We start from the raw sequence: 21,898 nt of genomic DNA, 5'->3' as shown, positions 1-21,898 counted from the left end.
TAAGGGCTCAACCCCGGCATCCAGCGCAGGGCCGATCATACGGGCTTTGGCCAATAAATACGGAGCAAATATCGTGTTACTTATGGCCATACCATCTTTATGGTTACGTTCTTATGACAAAACGATCATTCCCTCGATGTGACGCATTGGTTAGAACTCAACTCAGGTTGACGTCGCAACGGCGTCAACACCTTGGCTCGCGACGCCGGCAGCGAGCCGCCAACGGCAGAATTTTTCTGCCTGACCTCGATTGAGGTCGACGCGATACATACAGTCAACAAGTGAGGGAAACACCCTATGAGAAGACTTAAGCGTGATCCGTTGGAAAGAGCATTTTTGCGCGGATATCAATATGGCGTTGGTGGTAAATCCCGTGAGCTTTGCCCTTTTACTCTACCGTCGGTACGCCAAGCCTGGATCAATGGCTGGCGAGAAGGACGCGGCGACAACTGGGACGGTATGACCGGCACTGCGGGAATCCACAGACTCAACGAACTTCACGCCGTCGGCTAATACAGGGCACACACTCCGACACGACAATCTGATTACGCAATGACTTAACCACGCACGTCCCATCCGGACGGCGGGCTTCGGCCCAGGGGCTCCTTCGAGGAGCCCTTTTTTATGCTTGCATTGCAGGCTGAACTAGCGCAACGCAGCGATGGCATCCACCGATTCACGAATCAGCGCCGGACCTTTATAGATAAAGCCGGAGTAGATCTGCACCAGGCTCGCACCCGCGGCGATTTTCTCAGCCGCGTGCTTGCCTTCGGTGATGCCGCCCACGGCGATGATCGGCAAACGACCGGCCAGTTCCGCCGCCAGCACCTTCACGGTGTGAGTGCTCTTTTCGCGCACCGGTGCGCCGGACAGACCACCCGCCTCGTCACCATGCTCCAGGCCTTCGACACCGACGCGGCTCAGGGTGGTGTTGGTGGCGATCACCGCATCCATCCCGGTTTCGATCAACGCCTGGGCGACCTGAACGGTTTCTTCGTCGGTCATGTCCGGCGCGATCTTGATCGCCAGCGGTACCTGTTTGCCGTGGCGCTGGGCCAGTTCCGCCCGGCGCGTGGCCAGGTCGGCGAGCAATTGCTTGAGCGAATCGCCGAATTGCAGGCTGCGCAGGCCCGGGGTGTTCGGCGAACTGACGTTGACCGTCACGTAGCTGGCGTGGGCGTAAACCTTGTCCAGGCAGATCAGGTAGTCGTCGACCGCACGCTCGACCGGTGTATCGAAGTTCTTGCCGATGTTGATCCCCAGCACGCCCTTGTACTTGGCCGCCGCTACGCGAGCGAGCAGGTGATCGACGCCAAGATTGTTGAAGCCCATGCGGTTGATGATCGCCTCGGCCTCTGGCAAGCGGAATATCCGTGGTTTCGGATTACCCGGTTGCGGACGCGGGGTAACGGTGCCAATTTCGACGAAACCGAACCCCAGTTGGGCAAAACCGTCGATCGCCGCGCCGTTCTTGTCCAGACCGGCCGCCAGACCCACCGGGTTCGGGAATTCCAGGCCCATGACGGTCACCGGCATTTTCGCCGGCGCCTTGCACAACAAGCCGTTGAGGCCCAAACGTCCGCCCGCGCCGATCAGGTCCAGGGACAGATCGTGGGAGGTTTCCGGGGAAAGTTTGAACAGCAGCTGACGGGCCAGGGTGTACATGGGCAGGCTTGACTCGGTTGGCGATGAGAGGCGGCGATTATAGCCGCGCATCAGCGCTTCACGCGAGGCGCGCGGCAAAATCAGCCAGCGATGGCATATGCCTTGCACCAACATGGGCATCAGCACTCATGCCAACGACGGGATGGGTGCACGGACAATGGCGTCGTCACCGGCTCTGCTCGCGCGGAGGCCATGGGACGACGTTTTTTTTGGAAGGTGCAAATGATGAATGAACCATCAGCCGGCCCACTGGCCTGGGTCAACGGCAGCGATGCCCCGGAAAAAACCGAAATCAACCTCGGCTTCATGGCCCTGAGCGACTGCGCCTCCGTGGTAGTCGCCGCCACCCAGGGCTTCGCCCAACCCTACGGCCTGACCCTGAGCCTCAAGCGCCAGTCATCCTGGGCCAACCTGCGAGACAAACTGGTCAGCGGCGAACTCGACGCCGCCCACAGCCTGTACGGCCTGATTTACGCCGTGCACCTGGGCATCGGCGGCGTAGCCTCCACCGACATGGCCGTGCTCATGGGCCTGAACCAGAACGGCCAGAGCATCAACCTCTCCCACGGCTTGCAAGCCCTGGGCGTGACCAGTCCTGAAGCACTTCACCTGCACGTGCACCAAAGTCGCCCAAAACTGACCTTCGCCCAGACATTTCCCACGGGCACCCACGCCATGTGGCTGTACTACTGGCTGGCGAGTCAGGGCCTTCATCCGTTGCAGGATGTCGACAGCGTGGTGGTACCGCCGCCACAAATGATCGCGCACCTGCAAGCCGGGCGCATCGACGGTTTATGCGTCGGCGAACCGTGGGCCGCCAGCGCGGTGCAGCAGAATCTGGGGTTCACCATGGCCACCACCCAGACGATTTGGCCCGATCACCCGGAAAAAGTCCTCGGCTGCACCCGGGCCTTTGTCGAGCAATACCCCAATACCGCCCGGGCCTTGGTGATGGCGATCCTCGAAGCCAGCCGCTTCATCGAAGCCAGCCACGAAAATCGCCGCAGCACCGCGCAACTGTTGAGCGCCACCCAATACCTGGATGCCCCGCTCGATTGCATCGAACCGCGCTTGCTCGGTGACTACACCGACGGCCTGGGCAATCGCTGGCAAGACCCGCACGCCATGCGTTTCCACGGTGGTGGCGAGGTCAATTTTCCGTATTTGTCCGACGGTATGTGGTTCATGACCCAGTTCCGTCGCTGGGGCTTGCTGCGTGACGACCCGGATTACCTCGGCGTGGCCCGTCATGTCCAGCAACTAGACTTATACCGTGAGGCCGCCACCGCTGTCGGTGTGCCCGCCCGGAGTCAGGAAATGCGCAGCAGTCAACTGATCGACGGCAAAGTCTGGGACGGTTCGGACCCGGCCGGCTATGCCCGCAGCTTCGCGCTGCACGCCATGAGCGACAGCTCTCCTCTTCTCGCCAGCCGCTGACAGGAGCCTGCGAATATGTTGCGTATCCTGCTGATCAATGACACCGCGAAAAAAGTCGGGCGTCTGAAAGCGGCCCTGACCGAAGCCGGGTTCGAGGTTATCGACGAATCCGGCCTGACCATTGACCTGCCCGCGCGCGTCGAAACGGTGCGTCCGGACGTGATCCTGATCGATACCGAGTCACCGAGCCGCGATGTGATGGAGCAAGTGGTGCTGGTGACCCGTGACCAACCACGGCCAATTGTGATGTTCACTGACGAGCACGACCCCGGCGTGATGCGCCGGGCGATCAAGTCCGGCGTCAGTGCCTACATCGTCGAAGGCATTCACGCACAACGCTTGCAGCCGATTCTCGACGTGGCCATGGCGCGCTTTGAAAGCGACCAGGCCCTGCGCGCGCAACTGCACGCCCGCGACCAGCAACTGGCCGAGCGCAAGCGCATCGAGCTGGCCAAGGGGCTGCTGATGAAGATGAAGGACTGCAACGAGGAAGAGGCCTACACCCTGATGCGCCGCCAGGCCATGAGCCGCCAGCAGAAGCTGATACAGGTGGCGGAGCAGATCATTGCCATGAGTGAGTTGCTTGGCTGAAGCCTTGCGGAGCCTTTGCAGACGCCTTCGCGGGCAAGCCTCGCTCCTACAGGTTTTGTGGTGAATGCACATGTTGTAAACGACACAAAACCTGTAGGAGCGAGGCTTGCCCGCGAATGGTCACAACGCGATCTCGCGTGTTGGCACAAATCTCGCTAAGTAATCCCTGCAAGGTAACCAACGGCGGTTGCCCCACCTACGACAAAGACGTCGCTCATCTCATTCGCCTCCTGGCGGATCGGGTAGCGGCGTTTTTTCGTTTTGGCCCCAGAGACCGGGGCCGGTGGTGCGGCCGTTGTGGCGCCCCACCTGCAAGCTCACGACTCCTTCTTGATACGCCTGACAGCTGAGGTGCGCGATGAATTCAAGCTTCTGGAAATCCGGCCATACCCCGACACTGTTCGCGGCCTTCCTCTATTTCGATCTGAGCTTCATGGTCTGGTACCTGCTCGGCCCTCTGGCGGTGCAGATCGCCGCTGACCTGCACCTGACCACCCAACAGCGCGGGCTGATGGTGGCCACGCCGATTCTGGCCGGGGCCGTGTTGCGCTTTGCGATGGGCCTGCTGGCTGATCGCCTGTCGCCAAAAACCGCCGGCATGATCGGCCAGGTGATCGTCATCTGCGCCCTGTTCGTCGCCTGGAAAGTCGGCATCCACAGTTACGAGCAGGCCCTGGTACTGGGCCTGTTCCTCGGCATGGCCGGTGCGTCGTTCGCCGTCGCCCTGCCGCTGGCCTCGCAATGGTATCCGCCACAGCATCAAGGCAAAGCCATGGGCATCGCCGGCGCCGGTAACTCGGGCACCGTGCTCGCTGCCCTGATCGCCCCGGTGATGGCCGCCGCGTTTGGCTGGAGCAACGTGTTCGGCTTCGCCCTGATCCCGCTGATCCTGACCCTGATCGTCTTCGCGTGGCTGGCCAAAAACGCCCCTGAGCGGCCGAAAGCCAAGTCCATGGCCGACTACTTCAAGGCCTTGGGTGATCGCGACAGCTGGTGGTTCATGTTTTTCTACAGCGTGACCTTCGGCGGTTTCATCGGTCTGGCCAGCGCCCTGCCCGGCTACTTCAACGACCAATACGGCCTGAGCCCGGTGACTGCCGGCTACTACACTGCGGCGTGCGTGTTCGGTGGCAGCCTCATGCGTCCGTTGGGCGGCGCACTGGCGGATCGCTTCGGCGGGATTCGTACCCTGCTGGCGATGTACACCGTGGCAGCGATCTGCATTGCGACCGTGGGTTTCAATCTGCCAAGTTCCTACGCAGCATTGGCGCTTTTCGTCTGCACTATGCTCGGTTTAGGTGCAGGCAACGGCGCCGTATTCCAGTTGGTGCCGCAGCGTTTTCGTCGGGAGATCGGTGTGATGACCGGTTTGATCGGCATGGCCGGCGGCATCGGTGGCTTCGCACTGGCGGCCGGCATGGGCGCGATCAAGCAAAGCACCGGCAGCTACCAAATGGCCTTGTGGTTGTTCGCCAGCCTCGGCGTCCTCGCCTGGTTCGGCCTGCATGGCGTGAAGCGTCGCTGGAGAACCACTTGGGGTTCGGCAGCCGTCACCGCTGCTCGAGTGTGAGGGCTGAATGAGCCTGCAACTGAGTTTTGCCGAAGCCAGTGCCATCGGGCCTCGCGAAGAGAACCAGGACGCTCTGCGCCTGGTCACTCCGGCCCCGGCACTGGCGGCGAGCAAGGGTTACCTGTTCGCCATCGCCGACGGTGTCAGCCAATGCGCCGATGGCGGTCTCGCGGCCCGTTCGACCTTGCAGGCCCTGGCGCTGGACTACTACGCCACCCCGGAGACCTGGGGTGTCGCCCAGGCACTCGATCGCCTGCTCATGGCGCAAAATCGCTGGCTGCAGGCCAATGGCGGCGGGCAACCGCTGCTGACCACGGTCAGTGCCTTGGTGATGCGCGGCAGGCGTTTCACCCTGGCGCATGTCGGCGATTGCCGGGTTTACCGCTGGCACGCCGACACCTTGCAACGGGTGAGCGAGGATCACGTCTGGGACCAACCGGGCATGCAGCATGTGCTCAAGCGGGCCCTGGGGCTGGATCAACATCTGGTGCTGGATTTTCTGGATGGCGAACTGCGCCTGAACGAGAGTTTCGTGCTGCTCAGCGACGGCATCTGGGCCGTGCTGGGCGACACCGCCATTGCGGCGATTCTGCGCGATCAACCCGACCTGAACAGTGCCGCGCAGACCTTGGTCAGCGCTGCGCACCTGGCCGGCAGCCAGGACAATGCCAGCGCCCTGCTGGTGCGGGTCGATGCCTTGGGTGAGACCAGCATTGGCGATGCACTGATTCATCTGCAGCAATGGCCACTTCCGCCTGCGCTGAAACCGGGCCAGACCTTCGAAGGCTGGCAGGTCGAAGGGATCCTCGGCCAGAGCCAGCAATCGCTGCTCTACCGGGTGCGCGACGCACAACAACAGCCCTGGCTACTGAAAACCTTGCCCGGCGCGCTACGAGACGATCACCAGGCCGGACAGGCCTTGTTGTCGGAGGAATGGTTTCTCAAGCGCGTGGCCGGTCGGCATTTCCCTGAAGTCCATGCCGCCAGTCAGCGTCAGCATTTGTACTACGTGATGCGTGAATATTCCGGGTCTACTCTGGCGGAGCTGTATGAGCGTGTCGGAACGCTGCCCCTGGCGCAATGGCAGGACCTGGCCGAACGCCTGCTGCGGGCCGTCGGCATCCTGCATCGACGGCAGATTCTGCACCGCGATATCAAACCGGAAAACCTGCTGCTGGGAGACGACGGCGAATTGCGCCTGCTGGATTTCGGCCTCGCCTACTGTCCCGGGCTGTCCGAAGATCAAGCGTTCGCCCTGCCCGGAACGCCCAGCTATATCGCGCCGGAAGCCTTTCGCGGTGACCCGCCGACACCCCAGCAGGATTTGTATGCGGTGGGCGTGACCTTGTATTACCTGCTCACCGGGCATTATCCCTACGGCGAAATCGAAGCGTTTCAGCGTCCACGGTTTGGTGTGCCGGTCAGCGCCAGTCGCTATCGACCCGACCTGCCGGAATGGATCGCGCAAAGTCTGGAGCGCGCGGTGGCGGCGGCTGCGGATCAGCGTTTTGAAACGGCGGAAGAATGGTTGCTAGTGCTGGAACAAGGAGAACGACGCAGTTTGAGCGTACGCCCCAGACCGTTGCTGGAGCGTGAACCGTTGAAGGTTTGGCGGACCTTGGCACTGGTGTCGTTGCTGGTGAATCTGGTGCTGCTGTTTTTGTTGTTTCATGGCTGAGTTATTCACTGCACCCAAAAGATCAAAAGATCAAAAGATCGCAGCCTGCGCCAGCGCCTATGGGTGCCCACGATCTCCTGCAGGAACTGCCGCAGGCTGCGATCTTTTGATTTTCTGCTTCAAAACCGGGCACTGCGCCTTGAACCGGTGCACGAAAACACCCTCCACCCATGACGAGAGCCCATAAATCCGGCCCTTGCCAGACTTGGCACAACCACTGCATTACCTTTCCCAACAGACATAAAGCCCAGCCTTCAACGTAGAAGGCTGCGCTGCCCGAGAGAACGGGACAAGGACAAAGGCGTCCTCGCTAGTTAGCTAGCGGGACGCCTTTTTTTGTTTGCGCAAAATTTTGTCGAGCAAGGCCTGAATGCCCTGATGAGGCAGGCCCGAGCTCCCCGGAGAACCTGATGAAAAAACTAAAACTGGTGATGATCGGCAACGGCATGGCCGGGGTTCGTACCCTGGAAGAACTGCTCAAGCTGAGTAACGAGCTGTACGACATCACGGTCTTCGGCGCCGAACCCCATACCAACTACAACCGCATCCTGCTGTCCCCCGTGCTGGCCGGCGAACAGACGTTCGAAGAGATCGTGCTCAACGATCTGGACTGGTACCTGGAAAACAACATCAAGCTGCTGCTCAACCGCAAAGTGGTGGAGATCGACCGGGTCAAACGCCGGGTCATTGCCGAAGACGGCACCGAGGCCGAATACGACCGCCTGCTGATTGCCACCGGCTCGACCCCGTTCATCCTGCCGATCCCCGGCAATACCTTGCAGGGCGTGATCGGCTACCGCGACATTGCCGACACCCAAGTGATGATCGACACCGCCAAGACCCACAAGCACGCCGTGGTCATCGGCGGCGGCCTGCTGGGCCTTGAAGCCGCCAACGGCCTGATGCTGCGGGGCATGCACGTCACCGTGGTGCACATCGGCGAATGGCTGCTGGAGCGCCAACTGGACAAAACCAGCGGCCAACTCCTGCAAACCGCCCTGGAAGCCCGCGGCCTGCATTTCCGCCTGTGCGAACAGACCCAAGCCCTGCACGACGCCGGCAATGGCCGGGTCGGCTCGGTGCAGTTCAAGAACGGCGACATTATCCCAGCCGACCTGGTGGTGATGGCCGCCGGCATTCGCCCCAACACCGAACTGGCGGAAAAAGCCGGCATCCCTTGCAGCCGTGGAATTCTGGTCAACGACACGATGCAAACCTACGACCCTCGGGTCTATGCCATCGGCGAATGCGCCAGCCACCGCGGCACCGCCTACGGCTTGGTCGCGCCGCTGTTCGAACAGGCCAAGGTGTGCGCCAACCACCTCGCCCAACTGGGCTTCGCCACTTACAAGGGCTCGGTGACGTCGACCAAATTGAAAGTCACCGGTATCGACCTGTTCTCCGCCGGCGACTTCATGGGCGGCGAAGGCACCGAGACCATCACCCTCTCCGACCCGATCGGCGGCGTTTACAAAAAACTGGTGATCAAGGATGACGTGCTGGTCGGCGCCTGTCTGTACGGAGATACGGCAGATGGCGGTTGGTATTTCCGGCAGATCCGTGAGAACCATGCCATCGGCGAGATCCGCGATCATTTGATGTTCGGCGAAAACGCCTTGGGCGATGTAGGACATCAAGGTCAGGACAAAGCCATGAGCATGGCCGACACCGCCGAAGTCTGCGGCTGTAACGGCGTGTGCAAAGGCACCATCGTCAAAGCCATTCAGGAACATGGGCTGTTCAGTGTCGACGACGTGAAGAAACACACCAAGGCTGCCAGCTCCTGCGGCTCCTGCGCCGGCCTCGTCGAACAGATCCTGATCAACACCGTGGGCGGTGCGGCAGACGTCAAACCGAAAAGCGAAAAAGCCATCTGCGGTTGCAGCGACCTCAACCACGGGCAAATCCGCCAGGCCATCTGCGACCAGCACCTGCTGACCATCGCCGGTACCATGAGTTACCTGAACTGGCGCACCCCGAACGGCTGTGCCACGTGCCGCCCGGCGCTCAACTACTACCTGATTTCCACCTGGCCGGGCGAGGCCAAGGACGATCCGCAATCGCGCCTGATCAACGAACGCGCACACGCCAACATTCAGAAAGACGGCACTTACTCTGTAGTCCCGCGGATGTGGGGCGGTGTGACCAATCCTTCAGAGCTGCGGCGCATTGCCGACGTGGCCGACAAATACAACGTGCCGATGGTCAAGGTCACCGGCGGCCAGCGCATCGACTTGCTGGGGATCAAAAAACAGGACCTGCCAGGCGTCTGGAAAGACCTGGACATGCCGTCCGGCCACGCCTACGGCAAATCCATCCGCACCGTGAAGACTTGCGTCGGCAGCGAGTTCTGCCGCTTCGGCACTCAGAACTCCACGCAATTGGGCATTGAGCTGGAGCACGACCTGTTCAACATGTGGTCGCCGCACAAAGTGAAACTGGCCGTCTCCGGTTGCCCACGCAACTGCTCGGAAGCAGGGATCAAGGACGTCGGCATTATCGGCGTGGATTCCGGCTGGGAGATGTACATCGGTGGCAACGGCGGGATCAAAACCGAAGTCGCGGAGTTCTTCGTCAAGCTGAAAACCGCCGAAGAAGTTCGCGAATACAACGGCGCCTTCCTGCAGCTGTACCGCGAAGAAGCCTTCTACCTCGAACGCACCGTGCACTACCTGCAACGGGTCGGCATGGAACACATCAAGAAAGCGGTGCTGGAAGACCCGGAGCGGCGCAAGGCCTTGAACGATCGCCTGCAATTTTCCCTGTCGTTCGAACAGGACCCGTGGAAGGAACGCCTCGAACAGCCGCTGCTGAAAAAAGAATTCGAGGTCATTCCCGTGAAGAACCTGGAGGTGTCGGCATGAACTGGCTGGATATCTGCGCACTGGAAGAAATCAATACCCTTGGCTCGCGAATCATCGCGGGCCCGAAAGGCGACATCGCGATTTTTCGTACGAGCGACGATGAGGTTTTCGCCCTCGACGACCGCTGCCCGCACAAGGGCGGGCCGCTGTCCCAGGGTTTGATTTACGGCAAACGTGTGGCCTGCCCGCTGCACAACTGGCAGATCGACCTGGAAACCGGCGAGGCCCAGGCCCCCGATATCGGCTGCGCCCACCATCACTCGGCACGGGTCGAGAATGGCCGGGTGCTCTTGGCCCTGCGGGAAGCAAGCTGATGGACCGTCAAATCACCGCCTCCACCTGCTGCTACTGCGGGGTCGGCTGCGGCGTGCTGATCGAGCACGACGGCGAGCGCATACTCGGCGTCAGCGGCGATCCGGCGCACCCGGCCAACTTCGGCAAATTGTGCAGTAAAGGTTCGACCCTGCACCTGACCGGCGACTTGGCGGCCCGGGCCTTGTACCCACAACTGCGCCTGGGCAAGGGCTTGGCCCGCAGCCGCACCGATTGGGACAGCGCCCTCGATCACGCCGCCAGCGTCTTTGCCAAGACTATTGCCGAGCACGGCCCGGACAGCGTCGCGTTCTATATCTCCGGGCAATTGCTGACCGAGGATTACTACGCCTTCAACAAACTGGCGCGGGCGCTGGTGGGCACCAACAACATCGACAGCAATTCACGGCTGTGCATGTCTTCAGCGGTGGTCGGCTACAAGCGCAGCCTCGGCGCCGACGCTCCGCCCTGCAACTACGAAGACCTGGAACTGAGCGACTGCGTGATGATCGTCGGCAGTAACATGGCCTACGCCCACCCGATCCTGTTTCGTCGCCTGGAAGAAGCCAAATCCCGCCGGCCACAGATGAAAGTCATCGTCATCGACCCACGACGCACTGACACTTGCGATCTGGCTGACCTGCACCTGGCAATTCTGCCCGGCACCGATGTCGCCTTGTTCCATGGGATTTTGCATCTGTTGTTGTGGGAAGACTGGATCGACCGCGACTTCATCAAGGCCCACACCGAAGGCCTGGCCGAGCTGAAAAAACTGGTACGCGATTACACCCCGGCAATGGTTTCGCAACTCTGTGGCATCACCGTCGAGCAGCTGCAGCAATGCGCGCAATGGGTCGGCACGTCACCGAGTTTTCTGTCGCTGTGGTGCATGGGCCTGAATCAGTCCACCGCCGGCAGCGCGAAGAACAGCGCGCTGATCAACCTGCACCTGGCCACCGGGCAAATCGGCCGTCCCGGTGCAGGACCTTTCTCACTGACCGGTCAGCCGAATGCCATGGGCGGCCGGGAAACCGGGAGTTTGTCGAACCTGCTGCCAGGTCATCGCGAAGCGGCCAACGCCGAACACCGCGAACAAGTGGCCGCCTACTGGGGCGTTGATCAACTGCCCGAGAACACCGGGCTCACGGCCATCGAACTGTTCGAGCAAATGCGCAGCGGCAAGATCAAAGCCCTGTGGATCGCCTGCACCAATCCGGCGCAGTCGATGCCAGACCAGACCGCTGTGCGCGAGGCACTGCAAGCCTGCCCGTTCGTGGTGTTGCAGGAAGCCTTCCATACCACCGAAACCGCCGCGTTCGCCGACCTGCTGCTGCCTGCCGCCAGCTGGGGCGAAAAGGACGGTACGGTCACCAACTCCGAGCGGCGCATTTCCCACGTCCGCCGGGCCATCGGCGCACCCGGTGAAGCACGGTCCGACTGGGCAATCACGGTGGATTTCGCACAGCGCCTGGAAAAACATCTGCGTCCCGGCGCCACCAGCCTGTTTGCCTTTGAAACCGCGGCGCAGGTCTTTGACGAATACAAACAACTGACTCGTGGTCGCGACCTCGATCTGTCCGGAATCAGTCATGAGTTAATCGACCAGCTCGGTCCACAGCAATGGCCCTTCCCCGCCGGTGCCCGCGAAGGCACGGCGCGGTTGTACCTCGATGGGGTTTTCCCGACCGCCAGCGGGCGTGCACAGTTCGTGACCGACCCGTATCGCGCCGCCAAGGAGCAACGTGATGCGCGTTTCCCGCTGACCCTGATCACCGGCCGCCTGCGTGATCAATGGCACGGCATGAGCCGCACCGGCACCGCCGCGCAGCTGTTCGGCCATGTCAGCGAAGCCGTGTTGAGCCTGCACCCGGATGAACTGCGCCGGCATCGTCTGCAACCTGGCGATCTGATCAATCTGAAAAGCCGTCGAGGCTCGGTGATCCTGCCGGTCAGCAGCGACGACAACGTGCGTCCGGGCCAGGCCTTTCTGCCAATGCATTGGGGCGATCGTTTTCTCAAGGGCGGCGTGAATTCCCTTACCCTTCCCGCCTTCGATCCATTGTCGAAACAACCGGAACTCAAACACAGCGGTGTGCGCCTCGAGCCTGTGCAATTGCCCTGGCAGCTTTTCGCCCTGATCGAGGGCGATGTTCAACAGCACCTGGAGACGCTGCGACCACTCTGTGAGGCTTTTTCCTACGCCAGCCTCAGCCTGGCCGGCCGTGACCGTCCTGCGCTGCTGATACGCGCCGCCAACGCCACCGCGCCAGATCCGCAACTGTTGCGTGATATCGATCAATGCCTGGAACTCAACGACGGCCCGGTGCTGGCCTATGACGATCCTCGGCGCTCGATCGGCAAACGGGTACGGATCGAGAACGGCCGGATTACCGCCATTCGCCTGGCTGGCGAAACACTCGCTCAACATTGGCTGCAAAGCCTGTGGCTCGAAGGTCGCGCCGACGAACAGCTGCGCCGTTGGCTGCTGGCACCGTTGAGTGCGCCACCAGGCAACGTTGGCGTCCCGGCATCCGGCACCAAAACCCTGTGCAACTGCATGAACGTCAGTCAAAACGCGGTCTGTGCCGGCATCAGCCGTGGCCTGGACTTGCAGGGCTTGAAACAAGAATTGGGCTGCGGTACGCAATGCGGCTCCTGCGTCCCGGAAATCAAGCGTTTGCTGGCCGCCACCGCGCAGCCAGTCGCCGTCACCTCGTGAGGAAAACACTATGAGCGCAAAAGTCTGGCTGGTGGGTGCGGGTCCCGGCGACCCTGAATTGCTGACCCTCAAGGCGGTTCGCGCGTTGCGCGAAGCGGACGTGGTGTTGATCGACGATCTGGTCAATCCTGCGGTGCTTGAGCATTGCCCTGGCGCGCGAATCATTCCTGTGGGCAAGCGCGGCGGCTGTCGCTCCACGCCTCAAGCGTTCATTCATCGCCTGATGCTGCGTTATACCCGCCACGGCAAATGCGTGGTGCGGCTCAAGGGCGGCGACCCGTGCATCTTCGGCCGCGGCGGTGAAGAGGCGCAGTGGTTGCGTGAACGTGGCGTCGAGGTTGAGCTGGTCAATGGCATCACCGCTGGCCTTGCCGGCGCGACCCAATGCGATATTCCGCTGACGCTCCGGGGCGTCGCGCGAGGCGTGACACTGGTGACGGCGCACACTCAGGATGACAGCAGCCTGAACTGGCAGGCCCTGGCTCAAGGCGGCACCACGCTGGTGATCTACATGGGCGTGGCGAAGCTCAGTGAAATTCGCGAGCAACTGCTGGCCGGCGCAATGGCAGCTGATACACCCGTGGCGATGATCGAAAATGCTTCACTGCCGCACCAACGGGAATGCCGGAGCAACCTGACGGCGATGGAAGACGATGCCTGCGCCTTTGAATTGAAAAGCCCAGCCATCTTAGTGATCGGAACCGTGGCAGCCCGTGCAACGTCATCGCTGTGGGAGCCTGGCTTGCCCGCGATGACGGCCAATCAATCAGCCTGAACCTGCCTGATCCAACCCCTCATCATCAAATCGCAGACAAAGAAAAGCCCGGCCTGAGCCGGGCTTTTCCAGAGCTGCGAGCTAATTACTTAGCTTGAGCTTCAACCTTCGCTTCTACGCGACGGTTTACAGCGCGGCCAGCTTCAGTGGCGTTGTCAGCAACTGGGCGGGATTCGCCGTAGCCAACAGACTGAACGCGGGACGACTGAACACCGTACTGGTTGGTCAGAACTTGCTTAACGGCGTTTGCACGACGCTCGGACAGTTTCTGGTTGTAAGCGTCAGGACCGACGTTGTCAGTGTGACCTTCAACAACAGTAGTGGTGGATGGGTACTGCTTCATGAAGTCAGCCAGGTTTTTGATGTCGCCGTAGCTGTTAGGCTTGACTACCGACTTGTTGAAGTCGAATTTCACGTCCAGCTCAACACGAACAACTTCAGCAACTGCCGGGCAGCCATCAGCGTCAACAGTTACGTTGGCTGGGGTGTCAGGGCACTTGTCAACGTTGTCGCAAACGCCATCGTTGTCGCTGTCGGCGCACACTTCAGCTGGTGCTGGAACTGGAGCAGCAGCAGGCTTGGAGCCGCCACCGAAGTTCACACCGATACCAACGCTTGGAGCCCACTCGGTGTCGCCCTGGTCGATGTTGTACTGAGCTTCAACGCCAGCACGGGCGTAGAAGTTTTCAGTGAAGTACAGCTTGGCACCGCCGCCAACGTTGGCGAAGGTGGAACCGTTACGACCGCTTTTGCCGTTCTGACCGATGCTTTGATCGGAGAAACCAGCCGATACGTACGGACGCAGCATGTCGCCCGGGTTGTTGAAGTGGTACAGAGCATCCAGAGCGGTGTTGGAGCCCTTGATGTTACGGCCGTCTTCGGCACGTACGTTGTGCACTTCGTCGTAGGCCAGACGCAGTTCAACGTCGTCGGTCAGGAAGTAACCGATCGAACCGCCGAACAGGTTGCCGTTGTTCTTGAAGTTACGAGCGCTGTCGAATTGTTCTTTCTTGGCGAAGCCTTCGATTTCAACTGCGCCTTGGCCTTGTGCCAGAGCGCCGAACGAAGTAGCGGCAATAAGAGAACCAATGGCCAAGCCCAAGGTGTTTTTCAGTTTCATCCGTTAAATCCCCATCTGGTGATTGTGAAGCAGTCCCGCAAACCGGGGGACAACTCGGCGGCAAGTCTATCAGAACTTGCCTACACGTAAGAGATATTTGCGCCGAACTAAGTTTCGGCGATGCCTGCAAATTTCTCACGCAATTTGTCTAGAGCGCGCTTGTACCGCATTTTTGTTGCGCTCAAACCCATGTGCATGATGTCTGCGATCTCCTGAAACTCTAGCTCTGCGACAAATCGTAGCACCAGAATTTCACGGTCGATCGGATTCACATACACCAGCCAGCGATCAAGCCCGCCCTTCTCCTCGGGTTTCGGCGCCTTTTCTTCAGACGCTTCCTCAAGGGGGTCCAGACTTAATGCGTCCATCAAGCGACGCTTACGCCGTTCCTTCCGATACTGCGTGATGCATTCGTTGTACGTGATGCTGTAGAGCCAGGTCTTGAACTTCGATTTGCCCTCAAAGTTCTTCAAACCGTACAGCACCTTCAACATCACCTCCTGACAGACATCATCTGCATCACGATCGTTCCCGAGATACCGTGCACAAACGTTAAATAATGTCCGCTGGTAACGCCGCATCAGTTCTTCATAGGCGCGCGTTACGTGAAACAGCTCGGTGTGCGAGCGCGCGACCAACTCCTCATCAGAGAGCTCGCGGGGGTCGTAGCGCGTGGAGAGCGATTGAGCTTTATTCAAAACAAGTCGGGCCGACAGTCAGGTCAATGTCCGCCGCAGCCCTTCAGGGCATTTTTGCGGCGGCATACATTAGCAGGATTTGCCGGGTTAGCGGCTACTCACATGCTGCTCCAAGAGAATCCGATTCGAAAGAGAGACTAGCTCACCCTCGTCGGTCAGCACGGTGGTTTTAACCGTGCCGATCTCTTCGATCTGACCTTCGACCTCGCCAACACGCACTTGTTGCCCAACCTGATACAACTCGCGCACATAGATTCCCGCAAGAATCTGACCGGCAATTTCCCGGCTTCCCAATCCCATCGCCAGCGCAACCGCCAGACCAACGGTAATCAAGACGATCACGATCACATGGTTAAGCAGGTCAGTTTTGACCTCCAACTGGCTGATCGCAACCGAAATACTGATGATGATCACCAGGCCCTGGGCAATCCGCCCCAAACCCGCGGCGTAATCGAGCCCTACGCCTTCTGCCGCGCCACGCACCAGCCCATTGGCCAGTTGCGCCAGCAAGACACCGACCAGCAGCACCAGCGCCGCGCCGAATACTTTCGGCAAATACAGCGCCAACATGTCCAGCGTAGCCGAAACTCGCTCAAGTCCAAGGGATTCTGCGGCAGAAACCAGAAAAATCAGCAGAACGAACCAGTAGACGATTTTGCCGATCAGCGTCGAAATAGGCACCTGGAGGCCGGCGCGGGACATCAATTTGGTCAGCCCGGTACCCCCCATCAGGCGATCGAGGCCCAGTTTGGCGAGCAATTTGGAGAGCAGCGTGTCCAGCAGCTTGGCCACGACAAAACCCAGCAGCAGTACAACCAGTGCGCCAAACAGGTTCGGAATGAAGTTCGCAACTTTGGTCCACAACGCAGTCATTGCAGTGACGAGGCTCTGAGTCCAGAGATCTAGTTCCATATTCAATCAGCCTTATCAGCAGTGCGAGCAGTAGGTTTACGCAGACGGGAAACCGGCGCGACATGGGCCGATCCGTTATTCAGGGCGATCATCAGCGCGGGCAGCCAACGGCCCAGCAGGCTGAACAGATCGCCGGCACCGACCTGGCGGTTGGCGGTTTTCAGCACACGCCCCAGACAAGCATCGTCGTCACGGGTGGACGGCGAAGCTTTAAGCATGTCACGCAAAGACTGTTCAAACGGATCGTGCATACGCACCTCTCGTGATATCTGTGAAAGACGCGGTCAAATTTGCTCGGGTCACATGGCTCATTGTCAGACCCAGCGCAAACGTCGGAATAACCACCACTGCCCCAGCGCCACCGAAACCATCAACAGACAAGCGATCAGGAACCCGTAAGGGCTGGCAGAGAACGGAATACCGCCGACGTTGATGCCCAGAAGACCAGTCAGAAAACTCATCGGCAAAAAGATCCCGGTGATGATCCCGAAGCGGTACATCGTGCGGTTCATGCGCACGCTCAAACGCCGGTCTTCAGCTTCCAGGACCAGCCCCACACGCTCCCGGGTCAATTCCAGCTCCTCGAGATAGCGGGTCAGGCTGTTGTTCAATTCGTTCCAGTAATCACCATCGTCTTCACAGAACCATGGCAGTCTTATCCGCGTCAGCTGACCGAAAATATCTCGCTGCGGCGCCAGAAAGCGCTTCAGTGCAGCGGCTCTGCGACGGATCTGCAAAACGGCGCCATGTTCGGGCGTGTACCGTTCGTCGGCATCCAGCTTTTCTTCTTCCTCATCGACGATTTCCGAGAGGCAGCTGACCAGATCCTGCACCTTGTTGGTGAGGTATTGCGCCATATAGAGGATCAGTTCGGAGGCGGTTCTCGGCCCTTTGCCGTCGGCCAGCTGCACCAGCAACTCTTCGGTGGCGCGCAACGGCCGCAGACGCAGGGAAATCACCCGCTGGGCCGAACCGAAGATCCGCACCGAGACCATGTCTTCCGGCTCCGCGCCCGGGTTCAGGTTGACCCCGCGCAGAAACAGCAGCAGTTCAGAGTCCGGCAGCGGCAAAAGACGCGGTCGGGTGTTCTCTTCAAGCAGCAAGTCGCAACTGAATTCACTCAGCCCGCTGGATTTTCGCAGCCAGGTCTGGGTTTGCGGGTGACTGCGATCCCAGTGCAGCCACAGGCTTTCATGGGCCTGCAGCTGCAAGTCATCGAGTTCAGTCCGGGCTATCGAACGCGCACCGCCTTTACCATCCAGCACCAGGGCATGCACCAGCCCCCATTGCGCGTTTTCTTCCTCGAACATCCTCACCCCTTGGTTGATACGGTGCTTTATTCAGGCATTGCAAGCGGGCTTGGCGAAACGATCACGCCGTTGTTGTCCGCGTAGATGTAGTGGCCCGGATGGAACGTCACACCCGCGAAGGTCACGGCAACGTTGAGATCGCCAACACCGCGCCTGTCGGTTTTCATCGGGTGACTGGCCAGGGCCTGAACCCCCAGATCGGTTTGCGCGATGACATCGACGTCGCGGATGCAACCGTAGATCACCAGCCCTTCCCAACCGTTGTTCGCGGCTTTCTCGGCCAGCATGTCGCCCATCAGTGCGCGGCGCAGGGAGCCGCCGCCGTCGACCACCAGCACTTTACCGTTGCCCTTGAGCTCGACTTGCTCCTTGACCAACGAGTTATCTTCGAAACATTTGATGGTCACGATTTCGCCGCCGAACGAATCACGGCCACCGAAATTGCTGAACATCGGTTCCAGCACCTGCACCAGCTCCGGATAGGCATCGCACAGGTCAGGCGTGAGGTAATGGTTCATCGAAAAACTCCTGTAACAAGGAAGACAATCGAGTATGCAGCATACTCGGGCCAGGGTCGGGCGGTGTAAATCACTCCGCTCGCACGAACATCACGACCGATTCAGTCACTCAAAGTGACCAGAACCACTCAGCGCGTCACATCTTAGCCGCAAGCCGATCCGAACGAAATGCCCTTGTTAGAGCACCAAGCTCAAATCGCAGCAGCCAAATCCGGCTTTCCACCCAGCAAAGGCGTCTGTTGATCCGCCAGCCAGCGTGCCACCAACGGCCAGACTTCAGTCTGCGCAGCCTTGCTGACCAGCATTTCCACGTGCCCGAAATTATCGCCAAAGCCTTGCTCGCGGCCAAGGGTGATGAACTGCTTGTGCTCGGAGCCGACTTGATCGAACAGCTTGCGGCAGGCCCAGGTCGGGTCTTGATGATCGCCCGCGGCACTCACGGCCAGTACCGGCAGTTGCACGTCAGCCAAACCCGCCCACCAGTCTTTGTCGGCATCGCCAAAACGACCGAACAGCCCATACCAGCGCATGCTTTCCAGGGCCAGGCCTATCGGCTCGTCCTCCGGGCCGCGCTTGAGCCGTGAACCCGACAGTTGGGCAAACCGCTTGAGAATGAAGCGCCCGCTCCACTCCACCGGCGGAAATTTCAACGGCCAGTAGGTGCGGCTGACCTGCGTGCCGAAAAACGCCGCAGAAGCCACGACGGGCTCGCCCAGGTATTGACCGCCCAATGCCGCGGCCAGGGTAATGCCGCCCAGCGAATGACCGATCCAGTGCGGGATCTGGCCGCTTTGCTCGCGCACGAATGCGCCAATGGCCGGCAAATCGTAACGCGCATAGTCGGCGACGCGGTTCTGGCGATAGCCCTGATTGCGCTGAGACAGGCCGTGGCCGCGCATTTCCGGAATCCACACATCGAATCCCAGGCGCGTCAGATAAGCGCCCAGGCCCAAACCTTTGGGAGAGAACCAGAACCGCCGATTGGAAAAGCTGCCGTGCAACAGAATCACCGGCACGCCACGCACCGCCGGCTCATCGGCCATGCCCAGGCGCGTCACAGCCAGTTCGACGGTGCCGTCGGGGCTGTTGCCGGGTTTCAAACGATAGACGTCTTCGCTCAGATCACCGCGCCGCTCGGCGCTGATCAGGGCGACAGGAAATAGGTTGCTGCTGCTTTGCATAATGCTCTTGCACAAAAAAGGGCGGCATCCAAATGGAGCCCGCCCTACTTGAATCCTAAAGAGGCCGCTCACCGACCGGCCTCTTCACTCAACACGTCAAGCCGAAGCCTGACCTTCAGCCAGGAAGAACCAGGTTTCCAGCACGGAATCAGGGTTCAGCGAAACGCTTTCGATGCCCTGCTCCATCAGCCACTTGGCCAGGTCCGGGTGGTCCGAAGGGCCCTGACCGCAGATGCCGATGTACTTGCCGGCCTTGTTGCACGCGGCAATGGCGTTGGCCAGCAGCTTCTTGACCGCAGGATTTCGCTCGTCGAACAGGTGCGCGATGATCCCGGAGTCACGGTCCAGGCCCAAGGTGAGCTGGGTCAGGTCGTTGGAGCCGATGGAGAAGCCGTCGAAGAACTCGAGGAACTCTTCAGCCAGGATCGCGTTGGACGGCAGTTCGCACATCATGATCACGCGCAGACCGTTGTCGCCACGGGCCAGACCGTTTTCGGCCAGCAGATCGACCACCTGGCTCGCTTCTCCCAGGGTACGGACGAACGGCACCATGATTTCAACGTTGGTCAGGCCCATGTCGTTACGCACGCGCTTGAGGGCGCGGCATTCGAGTTCGAAGCAGTCACGGAACGATTCGCTGATGTAACGCGAAGCGCCACGGAAGCCCAGCATCGGGTTCTCTTCTTCCGGCTCGTAGAGCTTGCCGCCGATCAAGTTCGCGTATTCGTTGGACTTGAAGTCCGACAGACGCACGATGACCTTTTTCGGCCAGAACGCCGCCGCCAGGGTGCTGATGCCTTCGACCAGTTTGTCGACATAGAAGCCGACCGGGTCGTTGTAACCGGCGATGCGCTTGTCGACGCTGTCCTTGATTTCCTGCGGCAGGCCGTCGTAGTTCAACAGCGCTTTAGGGTGCACGCCGATCATGCGGTTGATGATGAATTCCAGACGGGCCAGGCCCACACCGGCATTCGGCAGTTGCGCGAAGTCGAATGCGCGGTCCGGGTTGCCGACGTTCATCATGATCTTGAACGGCAGCTCCGGCATGGCATCCACGGAGTTTTTCTTGATGTCGAAGCCCAGTTCGCCTTCGAAAATGTAGCCGGTGTCGCCTTCAGCGCAGGACACGGTCACGCCCTGGCCGTCCTGCAACAGCTGGGTGGCGTTGCCGCAACCGACCACGGCCGGGATGCCCAGCTCGCGAGCGATGATCGCCGCGTGGCAGGTACGGCCGCCACGGTTGGTGACGATGGCGCTGGCGCGTTTCATGACCGGTTCCCAGTCCGGGTCGGTCATGTCGGAAACCAGAACGTCGCCCGGCTGGACTTTGTCCATCTCGGACACGTCCTTGATGATCCGCACCTTGCCGGCGCCGATGCGCTGGCCGATGGCGCGACCTTCCACCAGCACGGTGCCGGTTTCTTTCAACAGGTAACGTTCCATGACGTTGGCCTGGGTGCGGCTCTTCACGGTTTCCGGACGGGCCTGCACAATGTAGAGCTTGCCGTCATCGCCGTCTTTGGCCCATTCGATGTCCATCGGGCACTTGTAGTGCTTCTCGATGATCATCGCCTGCTTGGCCAGCTCGCTGACTTCGGCGTCGGTCAGGCAGAAACGCGCACGATCGGCCTTGTCCACGTCGATGGTCTTGACCGATTTACCGGCGCGGGCTTCGTCGCCGTAGATCATCTTGATGGCTTTACTGCCCAGGTTGCGACGCAGGATGGCCGGGCGACCGGCTTGCAGCGTGCCTTTGTGGACGTAGAACTCATCCGGGTTCACCGCGCCTTGTACGACGGTTTCACCCAGGCCGTAGGCGCCGGTGATGAACACCACGTCACGGAAGCCCGATTCGGTATCGAGGGTGAACATCACGCCGGCGGTGCCGGTTTCGGAGCGGACCATGCGCTGCACACCGGCCGACAGAGCCACCAGCTTGTGGTCGAAGCCCTGGTGGACGCGGTAGGAAATGGCGCGGTCGTTGAACAGGGAGGCGAACACCTCTTTGGCGGCGCGAATGACGTTTTCGACACCACGGATGTTCAGGAAGGTTTCCTGCTGACCGGCGAAGGAAGCGTCCGGCAGGTCTTCGGCGGTAGCGGAAGAGCGCACGGCCACGGCCATGTCAGGGTTGCCGGCCGACAGCGTGGCGAACGCGGTGCGGATCTCGGCGTTGAGCTTCTCGGGGAACTCGGCTTCCATGATCCATTGACGGATCTGGGCGCCGGTCTTGGCGAGAGCGTTGACATCATCGACGTCCAGGGCATCGAGGGCGGCGTGGATCTGATCGTTCAAGCCGCTCAGTTCCAGAAAATCACGATAAGCCTGAGCTGTCGTGGCAAAGCCACCGGGCACCGATACACCGGCACCTGCAAGGTTACTGATCATCTCGCCAAGGGATGCGTTCTTGCCCCCCACATGCTCTACATCATGGACGCCGAGCTTATCGAGGGAAACTACGTACTCTACCAAGGTGATCTCTCCACTAACTGTGTTGGAAAAGCTCAGAAACCGGCGACTCGGGGGAGCCTTTGCCGGCTGTATGGCC

The 21,898-nt window shown here is 60.4% G+C and carries 18 protein-coding genes; 9 read left to right on the top strand and 9 right to left on the bottom strand.

Translation table 11 applies throughout. The features are described 5' to 3' along the window. The first annotated feature begins 297 nt into the window (after nucleotides 1-297). Nucleotides 298-513, top strand: a complete 216-nt coding sequence (rmf, locus tag HCU66_RS14850; protein WP_003223300.1) for a ribosome modulation factor — start codon at nucleotides 298-300, stop codon at nucleotides 511-513. A 132-nt stretch (nucleotides 514-645) separates the two neighbouring features. On the opposite strand, the gene HCU66_RS14845 is transcribed toward rmf, so the two are convergent. Continuing rightward, nucleotides 646-1,665 (bottom strand): quinone-dependent dihydroorotate dehydrogenase, encoded by a 1,020-nt coding sequence (locus HCU66_RS14845; protein ID WP_205889224.1) that lies wholly within the window; start codon nucleotides 1,663-1,665, stop codon nucleotides 646-648. A 225-nt stretch (nucleotides 1,666-1,890) separates the two neighbouring features. On the opposite strand from HCU66_RS14845, the gene HCU66_RS14840 reads away from it, so the two are divergent. The 8 genes from HCU66_RS14840 (at nucleotide 1,891) to cobA (ending at nucleotide 13,611) form a co-directional block, all read left to right on the top strand. Further along, nucleotides 1,891-3,102: a CmpA/NrtA family ABC transporter substrate-binding protein gene (locus tag HCU66_RS14840; RefSeq protein WP_205889186.1), complete on the top strand. Its 1,212-nt coding sequence runs from the start codon at nucleotides 1,891-1,893 to the stop codon at nucleotides 3,100-3,102. A gap of 15 nt (nucleotides 3,103-3,117) precedes the next feature. Next, nucleotides 3,118-3,693: an ANTAR domain-containing response regulator gene (locus tag HCU66_RS14835; protein ID WP_030127923.1), complete on the top strand. Its 576-nt coding sequence runs from the start codon at nucleotides 3,118-3,120 to the stop codon at nucleotides 3,691-3,693. A gap of 358 nt (nucleotides 3,694-4,051) precedes the next feature. Beyond that, on the top strand, nucleotides 4,052-5,263 hold the full coding sequence (locus tag HCU66_RS14830; RefSeq protein ID WP_205889185.1) for a nitrate/nitrite transporter: 1,212 nt from the start codon (nucleotides 4,052-4,054) through the stop codon (nucleotides 5,261-5,263). 7 nt (nucleotides 5,264-5,270) lie between these two features. After that, nucleotides 5,271-6,941 carry a bifunctional protein-serine/threonine kinase/phosphatase gene (locus tag HCU66_RS14825; protein ID WP_205889184.1) on the top strand — a complete coding sequence of 557 codons (1,671 nt, stop codon included), beginning with the start codon at nucleotides 5,271-5,273 and terminating at the stop codon, nucleotides 6,939-6,941. A 410-nt stretch (nucleotides 6,942-7,351) separates the two neighbouring features. Continuing rightward, nucleotides 7,352-9,805 carry a nitrite reductase large subunit NirB gene (nirB, locus tag HCU66_RS14820; protein WP_205889183.1) on the top strand — a complete coding sequence of 818 codons (2,454 nt, stop codon included), beginning with the start codon at nucleotides 7,352-7,354 and terminating at the stop codon, nucleotides 9,803-9,805. Beyond that, nucleotides 9,802-10,119: a nitrite reductase small subunit NirD gene (nirD, locus tag HCU66_RS14815; protein ID WP_007902067.1), complete on the top strand. Its 318-nt coding sequence runs from the start codon at nucleotides 9,802-9,804 to the stop codon at nucleotides 10,117-10,119. Before nirB ends, nirD begins: the two co-directional genes overlap by 4 nt. Further along, complete coding sequence (locus tag HCU66_RS14810; protein WP_205889182.1) at nucleotides 10,119-12,836, top strand: nitrate reductase; 2,718 nt, start codon at nucleotides 10,119-10,121, stop codon at nucleotides 12,834-12,836. Before nirD ends, HCU66_RS14810 begins: the two co-directional genes overlap by 1 nt. A 10-nt stretch (nucleotides 12,837-12,846) precedes the next feature. Then, nucleotides 12,847-13,611, top strand: a complete 765-nt coding sequence (cobA, locus tag HCU66_RS14805) for a uroporphyrinogen-III C-methyltransferase (RefSeq protein ID WP_205889181.1) — start codon at nucleotides 12,847-12,849, stop codon at nucleotides 13,609-13,611. 85 nt (nucleotides 13,612-13,696) lie between these two features. Here the strand turns inward: cobA and HCU66_RS14800 are convergent, their stop codons facing one another. The 8 genes from HCU66_RS14800 to ppsA all read right to left on the bottom strand — a co-directional run bounded on the left by HCU66_RS14800 (nucleotide 13,697) and on the right by ppsA (nucleotide 21,822). Then, on the bottom strand, nucleotides 13,697-14,731 hold the full coding sequence (locus HCU66_RS14800) for an OmpA family protein (RefSeq protein WP_205889180.1): 1,035 nt from the start codon (nucleotides 14,729-14,731) through the stop codon (nucleotides 13,697-13,699). Nucleotides 14,732-14,838: 107 nt separating this feature from the next. Continuing rightward, nucleotides 14,839-15,429, bottom strand: coding sequence for an RNA polymerase sigma factor SigX (gene sigX, locus HCU66_RS14795; protein WP_017337463.1), 591 nt, complete (start codon nucleotides 15,427-15,429; stop codon nucleotides 14,839-14,841). An 87-nt stretch (nucleotides 15,430-15,516) separates the two neighbouring features. Then, nucleotides 15,517-16,341, bottom strand: a complete 825-nt coding sequence (locus HCU66_RS14790; RefSeq protein ID WP_205889179.1) for a mechanosensitive ion channel family protein — start codon at nucleotides 16,339-16,341, stop codon at nucleotides 15,517-15,519. A gap of 2 nt (nucleotides 16,342-16,343) precedes the next feature. Beyond that, nucleotides 16,344-16,592 (bottom strand): hypothetical protein, encoded by a 249-nt coding sequence (locus HCU66_RS14785; protein WP_020801096.1) that lies wholly within the window; start codon nucleotides 16,590-16,592, stop codon nucleotides 16,344-16,346. Between the two features lie 63 nt (nucleotides 16,593-16,655). Beyond that, entirely contained in the window at nucleotides 16,656-17,651 is a 996-nt protein-coding gene (locus HCU66_RS14780; protein WP_205889178.1) for a zinc transporter ZntB, read from the bottom strand. Nucleotides 17,652-17,677: 26 nt separating this feature from the next. Continuing rightward, nucleotides 17,678-18,169, bottom strand: coding sequence for a ribonuclease E activity regulator RraA (rraA, locus tag HCU66_RS14775; RefSeq protein ID WP_205889177.1), 492 nt, complete (start codon nucleotides 18,167-18,169; stop codon nucleotides 17,678-17,680). Between the two features lie 191 nt (nucleotides 18,170-18,360). Next, the gene (locus HCU66_RS14770) at nucleotides 18,361-19,350 is read right to left on the bottom strand and encodes an alpha/beta fold hydrolase (protein WP_205889176.1); all 990 of its coding nucleotides are present in this window, start codon (nucleotides 19,348-19,350) and stop codon (nucleotides 18,361-18,363) included. A 96-nt stretch (nucleotides 19,351-19,446) separates the two neighbouring features. Further along, the gene (gene ppsA / locus HCU66_RS14765) at nucleotides 19,447-21,822 is read right to left on the bottom strand and encodes a phosphoenolpyruvate synthase (RefSeq protein WP_205889175.1); all 2,376 of its coding nucleotides are present in this window, start codon (nucleotides 21,820-21,822) and stop codon (nucleotides 19,447-19,449) included. Nucleotides 21,823-21,898 lie beyond the last annotated feature (76 nt).

The sequence above is a fragment of the Pseudomonas frederiksbergensis genome, assembly GCF_017114915.1.
Lineage (GTDB): Bacteria > Pseudomonadota > Gammaproteobacteria > Pseudomonadales > Pseudomonadaceae > Aquipseudomonas > Aquipseudomonas frederiksbergensis_I.
Note: the sequence above shows the minus strand (reverse complement) of the source record. Positions and strands in the feature narration are given on the sequence as shown.

Excerpts from the sequence above, each read along its gene's own strand:
- HCU66_RS14825 (WP_205889184.1), top strand. The coding sequence starts at position 5,271 with ATGAGCCTGCAACTGAGTTTTGCCGAAGCCAGTGCCATCGGGCCTCGC.
- rmf (WP_003223300.1), top strand. The coding sequence starts at position 298 with ATGAGAAGACTTAAGCGTGATCCGTTGGAAAGAGCATTTTTGCGCGGA.
- HCU66_RS14790 (WP_205889179.1), bottom strand. The coding sequence starts at position 16,341 with ATGGAACTAGATCTCTGGACTCAGAGCCTCGTCACTGCAATGACTGCG.
- HCU66_RS14835 (WP_030127923.1), top strand. The coding sequence starts at position 3,118 with ATGTTGCGTATCCTGCTGATCAATGACACCGCGAAAAAAGTCGGGCGT.
- HCU66_RS14810 (WP_205889182.1), top strand. The coding sequence starts at position 10,119 with ATGGACCGTCAAATCACCGCCTCCACCTGCTGCTACTGCGGGGTCGGC.
- rraA (WP_205889177.1), bottom strand. The coding sequence starts at position 18,169 with ATGAACCATTACCTCACGCCTGACCTGTGCGATGCCTATCCGGAGCTG.
- HCU66_RS14830 (WP_205889185.1), top strand. The coding sequence starts at position 4,052 with ATGAATTCAAGCTTCTGGAAATCCGGCCATACCCCGACACTGTTCGCG.
- HCU66_RS14840 (WP_205889186.1), top strand. The coding sequence starts at position 1,891 with ATGAATGAACCATCAGCCGGCCCACTGGCCTGGGTCAACGGCAGCGAT.
- cobA (WP_205889181.1), top strand. The coding sequence starts at position 12,847 with ATGAGCGCAAAAGTCTGGCTGGTGGGTGCGGGTCCCGGCGACCCTGAA.
- HCU66_RS14800 (WP_205889180.1), bottom strand. The coding sequence starts at position 14,731 with ATGAAACTGAAAAACACCTTGGGCTTGGCCATTGGTTCTCTTATTGCC.
- nirB (WP_205889183.1), top strand. The coding sequence starts at position 7,352 with ATGAAAAAACTAAAACTGGTGATGATCGGCAACGGCATGGCCGGGGTT.
- HCU66_RS14770 (WP_205889176.1), bottom strand. The coding sequence starts at position 19,350 with ATGCAAAGCAGCAGCAACCTATTTCCTGTCGCCCTGATCAGCGCCGAG.
- HCU66_RS14785 (WP_020801096.1), bottom strand. The coding sequence starts at position 16,592 with ATGCACGATCCGTTTGAACAGTCTTTGCGTGACATGCTTAAAGCTTCG.
- HCU66_RS14845 (WP_205889224.1), bottom strand. The coding sequence starts at position 1,665 with ATGTACACCCTGGCCCGTCAGCTGCTGTTCAAACTTTCCCCGGAAACC.
- nirD (WP_007902067.1), top strand. The coding sequence starts at position 9,802 with ATGAACTGGCTGGATATCTGCGCACTGGAAGAAATCAATACCCTTGGC.
- HCU66_RS14780 (WP_205889178.1), bottom strand. The coding sequence starts at position 17,651 with ATGTTCGAGGAAGAAAACGCGCAATGGGGGCTGGTGCATGCCCTGGTG.